Origin of the sequence: Robertmurraya beringensis (assembly GCF_042433785.1) — a bacterium.
Taxonomy (GTDB): domain Bacteria; phylum Bacillota; class Bacilli; order Bacillales; family Cytobacillaceae; genus Robertmurraya_A; species Robertmurraya_A beringensis.
The window spans coordinates 42,514-56,628 of the sequence record NZ_JBHLUU010000113.1; the positions used below are offsets into that span (position 1 = coordinate 42,514).

Annotated in this window: 14 protein-coding genes and 2 other annotated features; of the genes, 2 read left to right on the forward strand and 12 right to left on the reverse strand. The window is 38.1% G+C overall.

Annotated features, from left to right (window positions below):
• Window positions 1-46 precede the first annotated feature (46 nt).
• From ACFFHF_RS16945 to ACFFHF_RS16985, 9 genes are all read right to left on the reverse strand, one after another.
• Window positions 47-838, reverse strand: a complete 792-nt coding sequence (locus ACFFHF_RS16945) for an MBL fold metallo-hydrolase (RefSeq protein WP_377058655.1) — start codon at window positions 836-838, stop codon at window positions 47-49.
• 70 nt (window positions 839-908) lie between these two features.
• Entirely contained in the window at window positions 909-1,691 is a 783-nt protein-coding gene (trpA, locus tag ACFFHF_RS16950) for a tryptophan synthase subunit alpha (protein ID WP_160548621.1), read from the reverse strand.
• A gap of 2 nt (window positions 1,692-1,693) precedes the next feature.
• Complete coding sequence (gene trpB / locus ACFFHF_RS16955) at window positions 1,694-2,893, reverse strand: tryptophan synthase subunit beta (RefSeq protein ID WP_160548620.1); 1,200 nt, start codon at window positions 2,891-2,893, stop codon at window positions 1,694-1,696.
• A complete protein-coding gene (locus ACFFHF_RS16960) occupies window positions 2,890-3,513 on the reverse strand; it encodes a phosphoribosylanthranilate isomerase (RefSeq protein ID WP_160548619.1) in 624 nt (207 codons plus the stop codon). The genes trpB and ACFFHF_RS16960 overlap by 4 nt, the downstream gene beginning before the upstream one ends.
• Window positions 3,510-4,298, reverse strand: coding sequence for an indole-3-glycerol phosphate synthase TrpC (trpC, locus tag ACFFHF_RS16965; RefSeq protein ID WP_160548618.1), 789 nt, complete (start codon window positions 4,296-4,298; stop codon window positions 3,510-3,512). The genes ACFFHF_RS16960 and trpC overlap by 4 nt, the downstream gene beginning before the upstream one ends.
• A gap of 2 nt (window positions 4,299-4,300) precedes the next feature.
• A complete protein-coding gene (gene trpD / locus ACFFHF_RS16970) occupies window positions 4,301-5,329 on the reverse strand; it encodes an anthranilate phosphoribosyltransferase (RefSeq protein ID WP_160548617.1) in 1,029 nt (342 codons plus the stop codon).
• Window positions 5,301-5,912 carry a glutamine amidotransferase-related protein gene (locus tag ACFFHF_RS16975; RefSeq protein WP_160548616.1) on the reverse strand — a complete coding sequence of 204 codons (612 nt, stop codon included), beginning with the start codon at window positions 5,910-5,912 and terminating at the stop codon, window positions 5,301-5,303. Before ACFFHF_RS16975 ends, trpD begins: the two co-directional genes overlap by 29 nt.
• Window positions 5,909-7,297 carry an anthranilate synthase component I gene (gene trpE / locus ACFFHF_RS16980; protein WP_160548615.1) on the reverse strand — a complete coding sequence of 463 codons (1,389 nt, stop codon included), beginning with the start codon at window positions 7,295-7,297 and terminating at the stop codon, window positions 5,909-5,911. Before trpE ends, ACFFHF_RS16975 begins: the two co-directional genes overlap by 4 nt.
• Before the next feature lie 52 nt (window positions 7,298-7,349).
• Window positions 7,350-7,560, reverse strand: a binding site (T-box leader).
• Window positions 7,561-7,591: 31 nt separating this feature from the next.
• Window positions 7,592-7,846, reverse strand: a binding site (T-box leader).
• A gap of 75 nt (window positions 7,847-7,921) precedes the next feature.
• Window positions 7,922-8,563, reverse strand: coding sequence for an MOSC domain-containing protein (locus ACFFHF_RS16985; RefSeq protein ID WP_160549222.1), 642 nt, complete (start codon window positions 8,561-8,563; stop codon window positions 7,922-7,924).
• A 187-nt stretch (window positions 8,564-8,750) separates the two neighbouring features.
• Here ACFFHF_RS16985 and bcbE point away from each other — a divergent pair, with 187 nt between their 5' ends.
• Entirely contained in the window at window positions 8,751-10,016 is a 1,266-nt protein-coding gene (bcbE, locus tag ACFFHF_RS16990; RefSeq protein WP_377058656.1) for a bacillibactin exporter BcbE, read from the forward strand.
• Between the two features lie 74 nt (window positions 10,017-10,090).
• Here the strand turns inward: bcbE and ACFFHF_RS16995 are convergent, their stop codons facing one another.
• From ACFFHF_RS16995 to ACFFHF_RS17005, 3 genes are read right to left on the reverse strand one after another with little or no spacing between them, the layout of a single operon-like run.
• Entirely contained in the window at window positions 10,091-11,968 is a 1,878-nt protein-coding gene (locus ACFFHF_RS16995; RefSeq protein WP_377058657.1) for a PTS fructose transporter subunit IIABC, read from the reverse strand.
• A gap of 12 nt (window positions 11,969-11,980) precedes the next feature.
• Window positions 11,981-12,892 carry a 1-phosphofructokinase gene (pfkB, locus tag ACFFHF_RS17000; protein ID WP_377058658.1) on the reverse strand — a complete coding sequence of 304 codons (912 nt, stop codon included), beginning with the start codon at window positions 12,890-12,892 and terminating at the stop codon, window positions 11,981-11,983.
• Entirely contained in the window at window positions 12,889-13,638 is a 750-nt protein-coding gene (locus ACFFHF_RS17005) for a DeoR/GlpR family DNA-binding transcription regulator (RefSeq protein WP_160549218.1), read from the reverse strand. Before ACFFHF_RS17005 ends, pfkB begins: the two co-directional genes overlap by 4 nt.
• Window positions 13,639-13,877: 239 nt before the next feature.
• On the opposite strand from ACFFHF_RS17005, the gene ACFFHF_RS17010 reads away from it, so the two are divergent.
• A complete protein-coding gene (locus ACFFHF_RS17010; protein WP_377058659.1) occupies window positions 13,878-14,078 on the forward strand; it encodes a small, acid-soluble spore protein, H family in 201 nt (66 codons plus the stop codon).
• The last annotated feature ends 37 nt before the right edge of the window (window positions 14,079-14,115 follow it).

The following is a 14,115-nucleotide window of genomic DNA, read 5'->3' on the forward strand; positions in this document are numbered from 1 at the left end:
CTTGTGAAACAAGAGACGCCCTAGTAAATATTACTAAGGCAATCCTTTAATGCACATATTTTTCATTCCCTACCATTTCTCTTTCGAAACGTCGTATTAGTAAATCCAGACCTTTTTTGAGTTCCATCCCCTCCATTGGCTTTCCGTGGCCAGTATAAATGAAGTTTGGCTTAAGGTTCTGTATTTTCTTTATCGAATCAAAAGACCGATCCCAATCTTGAGTAAAATATGCTGGTGGAGCATGAATTTCTTTCTTTTGGGTTAAAACAGCTAATGCCGACTCTTGCTTCACCGTAATGAGTGCGTCACCAGCGATAACAACACGGTCATATTCACGAAACAAGGAAATATGCCCTTCAGTGTGTCCAGGTGTATGAATCCAGTTCCAACCAGGCATTTCAGGAATGGAACCATCTGTTGGAAGCAACCGTATATATGAATGAATATTTATTGCTTTTCTTGGATAAAGAGGAGATAACCATGCCATAAGCCCTTTTTCTATAAACGGATGTGGTGGTGGATAATCTTTTTTACCAGTTACATACTCTTGTTCCTGTTCATGAATATACACAGGGACCTGCCATTCATTTAACAAGGGAGTAAGTCCACCAACATGATCAAAATGAGCATGTGTTAAAACAATAGCAATTGGTTTCTTTCCTCCACCTATTACATGTTCAGTAAAATTCTTTATATAACTCCCTGAGAAAGGAACGCCCGCATCAATTAATATCCAATCGTTCCCCTCAGCTCCACATCCACCCACTAGTGCTATATTTGCAATTGCTGTACGATATCCATAAATATCTTTCGTTATCTTATTTCTACTTGCATCCAAGGCATTCACCTCCTATGAATAGAATGTGATAGTTTAATCCTTTTCATGTTAGGAGATTGATTACAATTTGTTATGATACGTCTGCAGTTTTGGATGCTTGAATTAAATGTTCAATTTCATTCAATTTCTTTTCATGGAAGTATTGGACAATTTTACTGCCAACAACGACACCATCACAGTAAGAACCTAATTCTATCACCTGTTCAGGAGTGGATATCCCAAATCCAGCAAGCACTGGAATAGGACTGACGCTCTTTATATCCTTTAAGTATTTGGAAACACTATCATTGAATTCTGTACGAGCACCTGTTATGCCTGTTACTGTGACCGCATATAAGAAACCTCGACCTTTTTTCGCGATTTCTTCTATTCTTTCAAGTGGGCTTGTTAAGGTAACTAGACGAATTAACTCAATATTTGCGTCTTGTAAGTGAGGAGTAATTAATTCTTCCTCTTCAATAGGCAAGTCAGGAATAATACATCCGTCTATACCTGCTTTAACCGCATCATGAATGAACGAACCGATTCCGTAAGCATAAATCGGATTCATATAAGTCATTAAAATAAGTGGAGTAGAAACAATTGGACGAATCGTTTGAATCGCTGACAATACTTCCTTTAAGGTTGTACCCGATTGTAATGCACGTATCCCTGCTTCTTGAATAGCTGGTCCATCTGCTACCGGATCTGAAAAGGGGATGCCAATTTCTATTGCCGTTGCTCCGCAATTCTCTAAAAAGATCAACTGATCCATTAACTGATCTAATCCTCCGTCCCCTGCCATCAGATACGGCACAAATGCCTTCCTATTGTTCTCTTTTAGGCTATGGAACGCCTTTTCAATGCGATTCATTATTACAATGCCTCCTTCATATTTGCTTGAATAGTTTGTACATCTTTATCTCCTCGACCTGAGAGACAGACCACAATTGACTCATTTTTAGTCATTGTTTGTGCATGTTTTAAGGCATATGCTACTGCATGTGCACTTTCAAGAGCAGGAATAATTCCTTCAAGTCTACACAACAATTTTAATGCTTCTAACGCTTCCTCATCCGTAATACTTTCATACTGTACTCTTCCAATATCTTTTAAGTAACTATGTTCTGGGCCTACTCCAGGATAATCTAAACCAGCAGAAATGGAATGTGCTTCTTGGATTTGGCCAGCATGATCTTGTAACAAATACATAAGAGCACCATGTAATACTCCTGGCTTTCCTTTTGTTAACGAAGCTGCATGCTGCTCCGTATTAATCCCATGGCCAGCAGCTTCTACACCTATTAGCTTTACTTCACTATCCTCAATAAAAGGATAAAACATTCCCATCGAGTTGCTCCCACCGCCAATACAAGCGACAATTGCTTCAGGGTTTTTACCAAATTTTTCATTATACTGTTGTTTGGTTTCCTTCCCTATCACACTTTGAAAATCTCTTACCATCATTGGAAAAGGATGTGGTCCCATCACTGATCCTAAAATGTAGTGAGTATCTGTCACATTTGAAACCCAATAGCGCAGTGCTTCGTTACATGCATCTTTTAGCGTTCTGCTTCCAGAAGTAACAGATACAACCTTTGCACCTAGCAACTCCATTCGAAACACATTCAGTTGCTGTCTTTTAATATCTTCCTCTCCCATAAATATAACGCATTCCAGATTTAATAGTGCACAAACCGTTGCTGTAGCCACCCCATGCTGCCCTGCACCGGTTTCAGCAACAATCTTCTTTTTTCCCATTCTTACCGCTAACAGCGCTTGACCGACTGTATTATTAATTTTATGTGCGCCTGTATGGTTTAAATCCTCTCTCTTTAAATAGATTTTTGCACCTTTTGCATGCTTTGATAAATTTTCAGCAAAATATAAAGGTGTTTCTCTTCCTACATACTCTTTTAATAAGTAAGCTAGATCCTGTTGGAAGCTTTCATCATTTTTGGCTTCCTCATAGGCCTTGCCTAGCTCTAAAACTGCTTGCATTAATGTTTCTGGTACAAATCGGCCCCCGTATATACCAAAATGGCCCTTTTCATCCGGCATTACATATGTCGTCATTTACAAATCTCCCCTGTTCCCATTTTCGCTTTCTTAAGAAAATGAATGATTTTCTCATCGTCCTTTTTTCCATTCGTCTCTACTCCACTACTAACATCAACCATATATGGCTGTAGTGACTGAATAGCTAAGGAGACATTATCGATATTTAGTCCACCTGCTACAATAAGCTTTTTCCCCTTGATAGCTATTGGGTCAACGATCTCCCATGGAAACGTCTCCCCGTTTCCACCTCGATATTTTCCTTTAGGACTATCTAAAAGAATATATTCACATGGATATTCCTGAATTTTCTCACAATCCTTCTTTGATGATACACCTAATGCCTTGATGACTGGTACTGAAAAATTATTACAAATATCAGGATTTTCATCACCATGAAGTTGAACCATTGTTAATCCTGTCTTTTCAACTATATCTTGGATGGTATTTATATCTTCATTTACAAACACACCGACTTTTAAGACATGAGCTGGGATGGTGTCAATAATGATTTTTGCCTGTTCAACCGTTATCTTTCGTTTGCTTTCTGCAAAAACAAAACCAATTGCATCTGCTCCAGCTTCCACGGCAACCTTTGCTGCATGGATATCAGTAATTCCACATATTTTCACTTTCAATTTGAAGCCACCCTTCTTAACGGAAGCTTCATTGCCCGTAATGCTTCTTCCGGCTTTTCGTGCCTCATAAACGTTTCACCTACTAAAATACCTGACGCACCAGCCGCTACCACTCTTCTGACATCCTCTGTAGTAGCAATACCACTTTCACTTATTAAGTATCTATTGGACTCAACAATTTTAGAAGCTAATCTTTCTGTTGTCGCTAAATCAACTTCAAATGTTTTTAAGTTCCGATTATTTACACCAATTAAGACATTATCAGTAGTTAACACTTTTTCTAATTCTGCCTCATTGTGTACCTCCATAAGTACCTCAAGACCTTTACTAGTGGCGTAATGATATAGCGAATGCAGAGTCTCTAGATCTAACGCAGCAGCTATTAACAAAATAAGATTTGCGCCCGCATGCTTTGCGTAATCAATTTGAATAGGATCAATAATAAAATCTTTGCAAAGAATAGGTGCTGTGATCGCCTTTCTCACTTCTTCCAAGTCTCGGAAATCTCCTTTGAAAAAAGTACGATCTGTCAATACACTTACCGCATCAGCACCTGCCTGGACATACTGTAGAGTCTGTTCAGACGGATCACAATCCAAATTAATGGCTCCTTTGGAAGGAGAGGCTCTTTTAAACTCGGCAATAATCTTTACTTCTTCCGCTTGTTGTAACTTTTGAATAAAAGACACATGCTTCCTGTCAACTTCCTTTAACACCGGGAGGTCTTTTAATATAAGTACTTCCTTCTGTTTCTCAGCAATAATCCTGTCAAGAATCGTCTCCATACTTACACGACTCCTTCCTTTTTGAATTTTTCCCCTATAGTAATTAGACTTTCAAGCTTCTGTTTCGCCGAACCGCTATCAATACTTTCTTTTGCTTTAGCAATCCCCTCTACAATCGAATCCGCTTTTCCACCTGCATAAATCCCTATCCCAGCATTGAACAACACGGTATCACGGCAGGCTCCTTTTTCTCCATTCAAAACAGATAATAAGATTTCTCCATTTCTCATAGCATCGCCACCGATAATTGCTTCGTTAGGGTATGAAGAAAGCCCAACATTTTCAGGGGTAAGTATTTGTTCTGAAATCGAACCGTTATCAACAATGATTAAATGATTTTCCCCTTGTAACGATGCTTCATCCATAAATCCTGCACCATTGATTACAACGGCCCTTTTTCTTCCTAAGTTATGAAGCACCTCCCCAAAGGTCGGAAGCAAATCTCTTCTATATATTCCTAATAATTGATAGTCAAGTTCCATTGGATTTGTTAAAGGTCCAATTAAGTTAAATATCGTAGGAATTTTTAACTCTCTTCTCACTTTCATAATGTTTTTTATTTTCGGATGTACATGTGGAGCAAATAAAAAGCTAATCCCAACTTCATCCAAACATTCTTCAGCTTCTTCAGGGCTTAAGGTTAAATTAATTCCTAAATACTCTAGAACATCAGCACTTCCTGTTTTACTAGAAATACTTCTGTTTCCATGCTTTGCAACTGGAATACCAGCGCCAGCAATAACAAATGCAGAGGTAGTGCTTACATTGAAGCTTTTCGAACCATCTCCACCAGTACCACAATTATCCATTACATTCGCTACTTTTTTACTAAAGGTGAGTGATTTTTCACGAACTGCCTGAACCAATCCAACAATTTCCTCTACCGTCTCACCTTTTGTCTTCAACCCGATGAGAAATGCAGCAATTTCACTATCAGTCACTTCTTCGGAAAAAAGTTTTCTTACTGCATCTTTCATCTCTACTTGTGATAATGACTTGTTTTCAGACAGTTTTTGTAGATACTCTCTCATTTAGAAGCTCCTCTCCAATTGCTGTTAGAAATGCTTGAATTAGTTTTTTCCCGCTTTCTGTCCCTACTGATTCGGGATGAAATTGAAACCCGTATAAAGGTGCTTCTTTATGTTTGATTGCCATAATCTCGCCATCATCAATGGACGTAGCAAGTACTTGTAACGAATTTGGCAATGTCCCTTTTTCAATAACAAGTGAATGATATCTCATTACTTCCAAAGGTGCTTCAAATTCTTTAAACAGCTCTGTCTTCTCATGAGAAACCTTAGAAATTTTACCGTGCATGATTTTTTTCGCTTTTGATACCGTCGCACCAAAGGCATGACCAATTGCCTGATGTCCTAGACATATTCCCAGGATAGGTATCTTTCTGTGTAGCTGTTGAATAACTTCAATACATATTCCAGCTTGTTCTGGGCGTCCTGGACCTGGAGAAATCACAATAGCTTTTGGAGATAGCTCAATAATGTCTTCAACTGTGAGACTATCATTTCTTTTTACGACTATTTGTTCTCCCAGTTCGCCTAAATATTGATATAGATTGAAGGTAAAGGAATCATAATTATCAATTAGTAAAATCATTTTTCAACCTCCAAGAAAGCTTTCATTTTGTGGATCGTTTCTTCGTATTCTTTTTCTGGAATTGAATCATACACTATTCCTGCACCAGCTTGAATATATGCTTTGGAATCCTTAACCACCATAGTTCGAATGGCAAGAGCAAAGTCGATATTTCCGTTAGCAGAGTAATAACCGACTGCCCCTGAGTAAATGCCCCTCTTGACATCCTCAAGTTCATTTATGATTTCCATCGCTCGAATTTTTGGTGCTCCAGAAACGGTACCAGCCGGTAGGCATGCAATCAATGCATCGATTGGATGATAACTACTCTTCAACGTTCCTTTTACTTCTGACACAATATGCATGACATGCTTGTATTTCTCGATATCCATGTACTTGCTGATCTGTACACTACCAAATTCACAAACCCTACCTAGATCATTTCGTCCAAGGTCAACGAGCATTCGATGCTCAGCTAGCTCTTTTTCATCTTGAATCAATTCCACACTCAGTTGCTCATCTTCCTCCTGAGTGTTCCCTCTTGGCCTCGTTCCTGCAATGGGGTTCGTGTAGACGGTTTCCCCGACTGCTTTCATCAAGCTTTCCGGTGATGCCCCTACGACTACATACTCTTCAAAATCGAAATAATACATATAAGGCGAAGGATTTTGAACTCTAAGTTTACGATAAAAAGAAAATGGATCACCCTGAATAGTTGCTTTCATCCTTTGGGAAAGGACGACTTGGAATATATCACCTTCTACAATGTACTCCTTTGCCTTTTTCACTCTTTCAATAAACTCTTCTTTTGAGATTGACGCTTCATAGGAAGAAATAGAAACTGGTGATGGCGCATCTTCTCTCTCGTTCAAAATCTGATTCTTTGTTTCTTCTACCAAACCTTTTATATCCTCCAAAGACGATTGATCATTGATCGGAATTCCAACAATGAACACCTTTTGAGTTAAATGGTCAAAAACAACGATGGTTTCGAATAACAGAAAATGAACTTCTGGGACAATCATTTCGTCTCTCGGTATTTCACCGATTTCCTCGTAATAACGAACAATGTCATAGCTTACAAAACCTGCAGCTCCTCCGATAAAAGGAATTTCTTTCATGAAATCATTCTCAATATTAGGTACAATCTTTTTCAGCAGCTCAAGCGGGTTAGCTAAGAGGGTTTCACTGCTTTGTTTTTTAATAAGTATCGTGTTATTTCCGCTGCCCTTTAGTTCCACAGCAGGATTAGCTGCAATGAAGGAATATCTCCCTGAGTGCTCGTGCTTTAACGAGCTTTCTAATAAACATTTCTTTACACCTTTAAGTCGTTGAAATATAGAAATGGGTGTTAACGTATCACCAAGAATTTCTTCAATAATAATGTTTTGAACATTGGCGTTCATGTTTTTCCCTCCTTATAAATAAAAAAAGTCCTCTATACGTAGAAAACTACGTATAGAGGACGATGATCATCGTGGTGCCACCTCAGGTTCAGAGCATACATGCTCCCTTTAATTCCTTATAACGGTGGAATTCCGTTGGTCCCTACTGCAAGTTCAAGACCACTCTCATAAGTCCATTCAGCCAAGGGTTTGATCGGTTCTCAGCAATCCCGACTCTCTGTGTCAAACAAACTCGGCTTACTACTCTTAATCGACGATTTTCTTTTATGAAATACAAAAAGGGCTTCTCTCCTGAAAAAGGACGAGAAACCCGTGGTGCCACCTTTATTAGCTAAATGTATTAGCTCACTTTACAGATATCTTTGCTTTCCATGAAGCAACAAATATCTGTCTCTTGTAACGATGAGACTTTCGCCAAGGCCTACTACTTTAAACGGTTCGGTTTGGAGGCTCCGAAGTCCATTCCCTAATACTTCCACACTGATTTGCACCAACCATCAGCTCTCTATAGTTTCTGTAAAAGGTACTACTCTTCATCAATGCCGTAGTCTTTAATTGTTTATTATCATATAAGATATATATATAAAAGTCAATGTTAATAACAGAAATTTTTTAAAAGTTAAATTAAATATTTTTCACTAACAGTTTTTCTATTTTTTGTCTCCACACATATGCCAATTCATTTACTTCTAATAAGTCTTTTAAACCGGCTTTATTTTTCTTATCATGAAGGAAGATCTGATTGGCGTATAGGATAGATACTTTATCTTGGGTTCTTTCTATCAATTCGAGCTTCCCGTCAGCCTGTACCGTTCCTTCCTGCAGTACTTTAAAGAAATAACCAGTATAGTTGGTCTCAACAATTCTTTTTAAAAATACGTCTATATCATTAAATTTTGAAATGGTAGAGCAAGGAACACGACCTTGTGTAACTTGAACAACTGCATTACCTAGCGAATATACATCACCTATGTAAACATCCTTTTCAAGCATACCTGATACACAAAGGTTTTCTCCTAAAGCTGGTAGGGAAAGCTTTACATTAAACTCCTTTTCCCATTGCTTATAATGTTCAAAAGAGTAGACACATACCGCTCGCTCTGGCCCCCCATGGTGTTCTAAATTCGCTACACCATCACCAACAAATCCATTCTTTGTTAACTCGGCTATAGATACCTTTCCTTTTCCAATTCCTGAGCTTTCGTTTTTCCCTTTCCACAAAAATGATTTCGGCTTACCAACACTTAGCGCAATTATCTCTCCCATCTTGTCACCCCATACCTTCACATGATGATACATATTTTAGCCTACAATGTTTGGAAAATCCATTTTTATGTAATATTAAAAAGACTCATGAGTTTGGATGCTTAGGTCCATATTATAGGTATGCGAGTAATCACTAATTTGGTGAATAGGTCCCTTTCTTATAAAAAATGAATGAAGGCGGGTCGAAATGTCGAATTCTTACAAATCTAGAAACGGGAAAAAATATAAGGAAAACAAAAAGAAAGGTGATGGTAAACACCATAATCAAAGGTGGGCGGTGCTTTCCTTATCATCTATTCCTCTTGTGATGACACTTGGTAACTCGATGCTAATACCGGTACTTCCCGTTATGGAAAAGAAAATTAATATTTCTCCCTTCCAAACAAGTATGATTATTACGGTTTATTCAATTGTTGCGATCTTATTGATCCCAATTGCCGGTTATCTTTCTGACCATATTGGGAGAAAAAAAGTGATAGTCCCAAGTCTATTCATTGCAGGAATTGGAGGTCTTATTTCTGGATGGGCTTCTTGGAAAATCGCTGATCCTTACTGGATTATTTTAATCGGAAGGGCTTTACAAGGTGTTGGTGCAGCAGGTGCCTTCCCAATAGTTATGCCCTTGATCGGAGATATGTTTAAAAGCGAAGAAGACGTTAGCAGCTCTCTTGGAGTGATTGAGACATCAAACACTTTGGGAAAAGTATTAAGTCCAATTCTTGGTGCTTTTTTAGCAAGTTATTTCTGGCATCTACCATTCTGGGCTATCCCTGCGTTTTGTATCATATCTATCATTTTAACTCTCTTTCTCGTTCAAAATCCTAAGAAGAGAACAGAACCAATTCCATTTAAGAAGTTTTTCCAAAACGTAAAGAAAATCTTTATTAAAGATGGCCTTTGGCTCTACACTGTATTTATTGTTGGAGTTATTCTCATGTTTGTTTTATTTGGAATACTATTTTACCTCTCAGATATATTGGAGAAACAGTATAACATTAAAGATGTGAAGAAAGGATTGTTTTTAACAATTCCACTCGGAGCACTATGCCTTGCTTCATATATAACAGGTAAAATGATTAAGGAAAATAAAGTTTTGATGAAATGGATTACGTTTGTTGGAATCGTTTTACTATCGATTAGTACAGCAACTCTAAGCTTTTCAGATCATTTATGGTTTATGATATCTATGTTTACCATTGGTGGCATTGGAATAGGCGTGGGACTTCCTTGTTTAGATGCGTTCATAACTGAAGGAATCGAGATGGAGGAGAGAGGCACCATTTCCTCCATCTACAGCTCGATGAGGTTTATTGGTGTAGCAGCGGGTCCACCTATCATGGCGATTCTACAAAAACATCTCCAAGCCTCCCTATTTTATATACTAGCTGGCATAAGTGCTGTTGGTTTACTTGTAATCTTATTTGGTATAAAACCCGAGGAAAAAAGTGCTTAAAAAAAGTCGTACTGCTAGCAGTACGACTTTACTTTTAAATTTTTCAAGTGATATCCACTGACCTTGACGTTGTTTTATTCTTGAACAGGTTTCTTTACTAGACCTAGTATAACTCCTGATACAATCGCTCCAGCAACGATAGCGATTAAATACATAAACCATCCACCCTCAACTAATGGAACTACGAATAATCCACCGTGTGGTGCGCGTAATCCAATTCCAAACATCATTGTTAATGCACCAGCAACCGCTGAACCAGCCATCAGTGAAGGAATGACACGAAGCGGATCAGCCGCCGCAAAAGGAATAGCTCCTTCTGTAATAAAAGATAATCCCATAATATAGTTAACTTTTCCTGCTTCTCTATCTTGCTTTGTGAACTTTTTACCAAAGAAAGTAGTAGCAATCGCAATTCCCAGCGGAGGAACCATACCTGCTGCCATTACTGCAGCCATTGGCTCATAAACTCCATTTGCTAACAACCCAGTTCCAAATACGTACGCAGCTTTGTTAATCGGTCCACCCATATCAAATGCCATCATTAAACCAAGTACTAATCCCAGTAATACGGCATTTCCTGTACCTAAACCTGATAACCAATTAGTAATTCCTGTATTAAGCGCTCCAACTGGACCATTTACAATATAGATCATTGCAAAACCTGTAATAGCAATACCTAGTAAAGGATATAAAAGAATCGTTTTAATACCTTCAAGTGATGATGGTAAACTAGTTAGCACCTTTTTCAAACCAACAACAATATAACCTGCTAAGAAACCTGCAATAATTCCACCTAGGAACCCTGCACCACCACTATTAGCTAATAATCCTCCAACTGCACCAGCTGCAAAGCCAGGACGGTCAGCGATACTCATGGCAATAAACGCTGCTAAAATAGGAACGATAAAACCAAATGCACCACTACCACCACCGATTGTCATTAATGCTTCTGCAATAGGGTGATACGAAGGATCTTCTGGATTAAAAGCGTTGTAACCGAACATAAAAGAGATTGCGATTAATATCCCTCCACCTACAACGAATGGAAGCATATTAGATACACCACTCATTAAGTGTTTGTAGATGGTAGCACCAACACCTTGACCTTTTTGATCTGAAGAAGTAGACGATGCATTCCCACTACCTTTAAAAATTGGGGCATCTTGTTTTAGGGCTCTTTCAATTAGTTCCTTCGGTTTACGAATGCCATCTGCTACTTTTGTTTCAATAACATGCTTACCACTAAAGCGATCGGTTTCCACATTTGTATCAGCAGCCACAATGACAGCAACTGCTTTTTCAATTTCAGCAGGTGTTAAGACGTTCTTTGCTCCTCCAGAACCTCTTGTTTCAACTTTAATATCTACACCTAGTTCAGCGGCCTTAGCTTTTAGAGAATCAGCAGCCATATACGTATGAGCAATTCCAGTTGGACAAGCAGTAACAGCAACGATAAATTTCTTTTCCCCAGACATCGTTTCCTCGTCCCCTTCCTCTTCCTGGTCGTACTGATCGATAATGTTCAAAACATCTCTTTCTGTATTTGCGTTTAATAATGCTTCTCTTACTTCATTTTTCATTAAGATAGAAGAAAGTCTTGCGAGCGCTTCCAAATGAGTATTATTCGCCCCCTCAGGAGCTGCAATCATAAAGAATAAATGGGCTGGTTGACCATCCAGTGAATCGTAATCAACCCCATTAACCGACTTACCAAATGCGATTGAAGCGGTTTTCACTGCCTTCGTTTTTGCATGTGGTATGGCAATTCCTTCGCCAATTCCGGTAGTACTTTGCTCTTCGCGTTTTAGTATGCCTGCCTTAAATTCTTTAGCATCAGCAAGCTTTCCAGCGCGTTCTAATACGTCAACGAGCTGATCAATCACTTCAGGCTTTGTTGAGCCTGAAAGGTTTAGATGAATGGTTTCTTTCGTTAAAATTTCAGTTATTTTCATCTCTTTTTCTCCTTATAACTTTGTAATGTTAACGCTTGTATATAGTGTTTCTATCATTTCTTTCGTTGCCAATCCAATTGAAAATGCAGTTGCACTTCCAGATGCAACACTGTAACGAAACGCTTCCTCAATCTCTTTCGTTTCTTCGTATTTGGCTAGGAAGCCGGCCACCATTGAATCTCCTGCTCCGACCGAACTTTTCACTTCACCTTTTGGTACATTTGAAATGAGAGCTACCTCTCGATTGACTAACACGGCTCCTTCTCCTGCCAAGGAAACAATCACATTTTCTGCTCCCATTTCTACAAGCTTACGAGCATAAGGAATAACTTCTTCTGCAGTTGAAAAACTTGTATTAAACAATTCTCCAAGTTCGTGGTGATTTGGCTTAATAAGAAAAGGTTTAAATGGTAGAACTTTCTTTAATAAATCACCTTCTGCATCTACAACAAACTTTGTTTGGTTTAGATCGCAGATAGACACTAATTTCTCATACGTACCTGACTCCATACTTGATGGAATGCTCCCTGCTAATACTAAAGTATCTTCTGAAGTTAATTGAGATATCTGATCCTGAAGCTTTTTAAAATCCGCTTCAGTGATGGTTGGTCCTTTTGCGTTAACTTCTGTTTCACTATTGGATTTTAACTTTACATTAATTCTCGTATCTTCATGAACCTCAACAAATTTTGTTTCAATGTTTTCCATTTGCAAATAATTCTTAATGTAAAGTCCTGTAAAACCACCAACAAATCCTAAGGCTTTACTTGGAACACCCATTCTTTTTAGAAGTCTTGAAACATTTATTCCTTTACCACCAGGAAATTTAGATTCATTTTTTGTTCGATTCAGATCGCCAAGTGTTAAATGTTCTACCTCCACAATGTAATCGAGGGAAGGATTAAGTGTAACGGTGTAAATCATTCTTTCACAACCTTTATTGTCGTTTTGCTCATGTATTGATCTTGGAATTCACTATTTAGTTCATCCGTAATGATGGACGCTTCATGTAAATCAGCAATTTTTGCAAATGCTATTTCTGAAAACTTCGATTCATCACTTAACACAAATGCTTCTCTTGAAAGAGAAATAGCTGATTGTTTAATCATTGCTTCTTCTTGATCAGGTGTGGTGTACCCAAATTGAGTGTGGATTCCATTCACTCCCATAAAACATTTGTCAAAACGGTATAGCTCTAAACTCGTTAGCGCTCCTCGACCAATAATGGCATTCGTCTTAGGCTTTGCATAACCACCGATTAGATACATAGGGATGTCACTATCTAGTAAAGGCTTTATATGCATAAGTCCGTTTGTCACTACCACAATGTTTTTAGGTAAATATGGAATCATTTCCATTACTGTTGATCCTGCATCAAGAAAAATACAATCTCCTTCTTCAACTAAGCTAGAGGCATACTTAGCAATTCTCTTCTTTGGTTGAAGGTTTTTGGTGGCTTTTTCAACCATGCTCGGTTCTTGAAGCTTTCCCTGCAATCGAGCCGCACCACCATGTATCCTTTTTAAGAACTTATCATCTTCTAGTTGGGTTAAGTCCCTTCTTATCGTTGACTCTGATGAATTAGTTAAATCTACAAGGTCTTGTATTTTCACAACACCTTTTTCCTTTAATTGCTGCAAAATCAATCGATGGCGCTCTGGTGTTAACAATGCATCACCTCATTAAAACGCTTTCTTTTTTTATTTCTTGAGTCAAGAGTACTATATCCCCTCTTGAAAATCAATCACTTTCTATCAAAATCTTTCTTAAATTATCAAAAACTATCAAAAATTCGACAAAATTCACCTTTTTCCTATGAGAGTATGAAAAGATTCACTTAAAAACATTCACATGATTTACTATCTGTTTGGGGAAAGTAGTAAATGAATTAGATAAGGAGGCGATAATAATGGATTCTAGAAGAGTAAAGCAAATTTTATCATCATCAGCGGATATTCACGTGGAGTATAACGGTGCTTCAGTGTGGATCGACGAGCTTCATGAAGATGGAAAGACAGCATGTAACCGTCAAGTAGAAATCAACAGTTTTTCACAAATAAGTTTGAACAGTTTTCACCAAATAAGATTAAACACTTTGATTATCAAATAAGACCTTTCGATATTTCATTCTTATACTGTCTTGATCC

Coding starts and splice junctions, on each gene's coding strand:
- trpA (WP_160548621.1), bottom strand. CDS start 1,691: ATGAATCGCATTGAAAAGGCGTTCCATAGCCTAAAAGAGAACAATAGG.
- ACFFHF_RS16995 (WP_377058657.1), bottom strand. CDS start 11,968: ATGAAAATAACTGAAATTTTAACGAAAGAAACCATTCATCTAAACCTT.
- trpD (WP_160548617.1), bottom strand. CDS start 5,329: ATGAGAGAGTATCTACAAAAACTGTCTGAAAACAAGTCATTATCACAA.
- trpE (WP_160548615.1), bottom strand. CDS start 7,297: ATGAACGCCAATGTTCAAAACATTATTATTGAAGAAATTCTTGGTGAT.
- trpB (WP_160548620.1), bottom strand. CDS start 2,893: ATGACGACATATGTAATGCCGGATGAAAAGGGCCATTTTGGTATATAC.
- trpC (WP_160548618.1), bottom strand. CDS start 4,298: ATGGAGACGATTCTTGACAGGATTATTGCTGAGAAACAGAAGGAAGTA.
- pfkB (WP_377058658.1), bottom strand. CDS start 12,892: ATGATTTACACCGTTACACTTAATCCTTCCCTCGATTACATTGTGGAG.
- ACFFHF_RS17010 (WP_377058659.1), top strand. CDS start 13,878: ATGGATTCTAGAAGAGTAAAGCAAATTTTATCATCATCAGCGGATATT.
- ACFFHF_RS16985 (WP_160549222.1), bottom strand. CDS start 8,563: ATGGGAGAGATAATTGCGCTAAGTGTTGGTAAGCCGAAATCATTTTTG.
- bcbE (WP_377058656.1), top strand. CDS start 8,751: ATGTCGAATTCTTACAAATCTAGAAACGGGAAAAAATATAAGGAAAAC.
- ACFFHF_RS16975 (WP_160548616.1), bottom strand. CDS start 5,912: ATGATTTTACTAATTGATAATTATGATTCCTTTACCTTCAATCTATAT.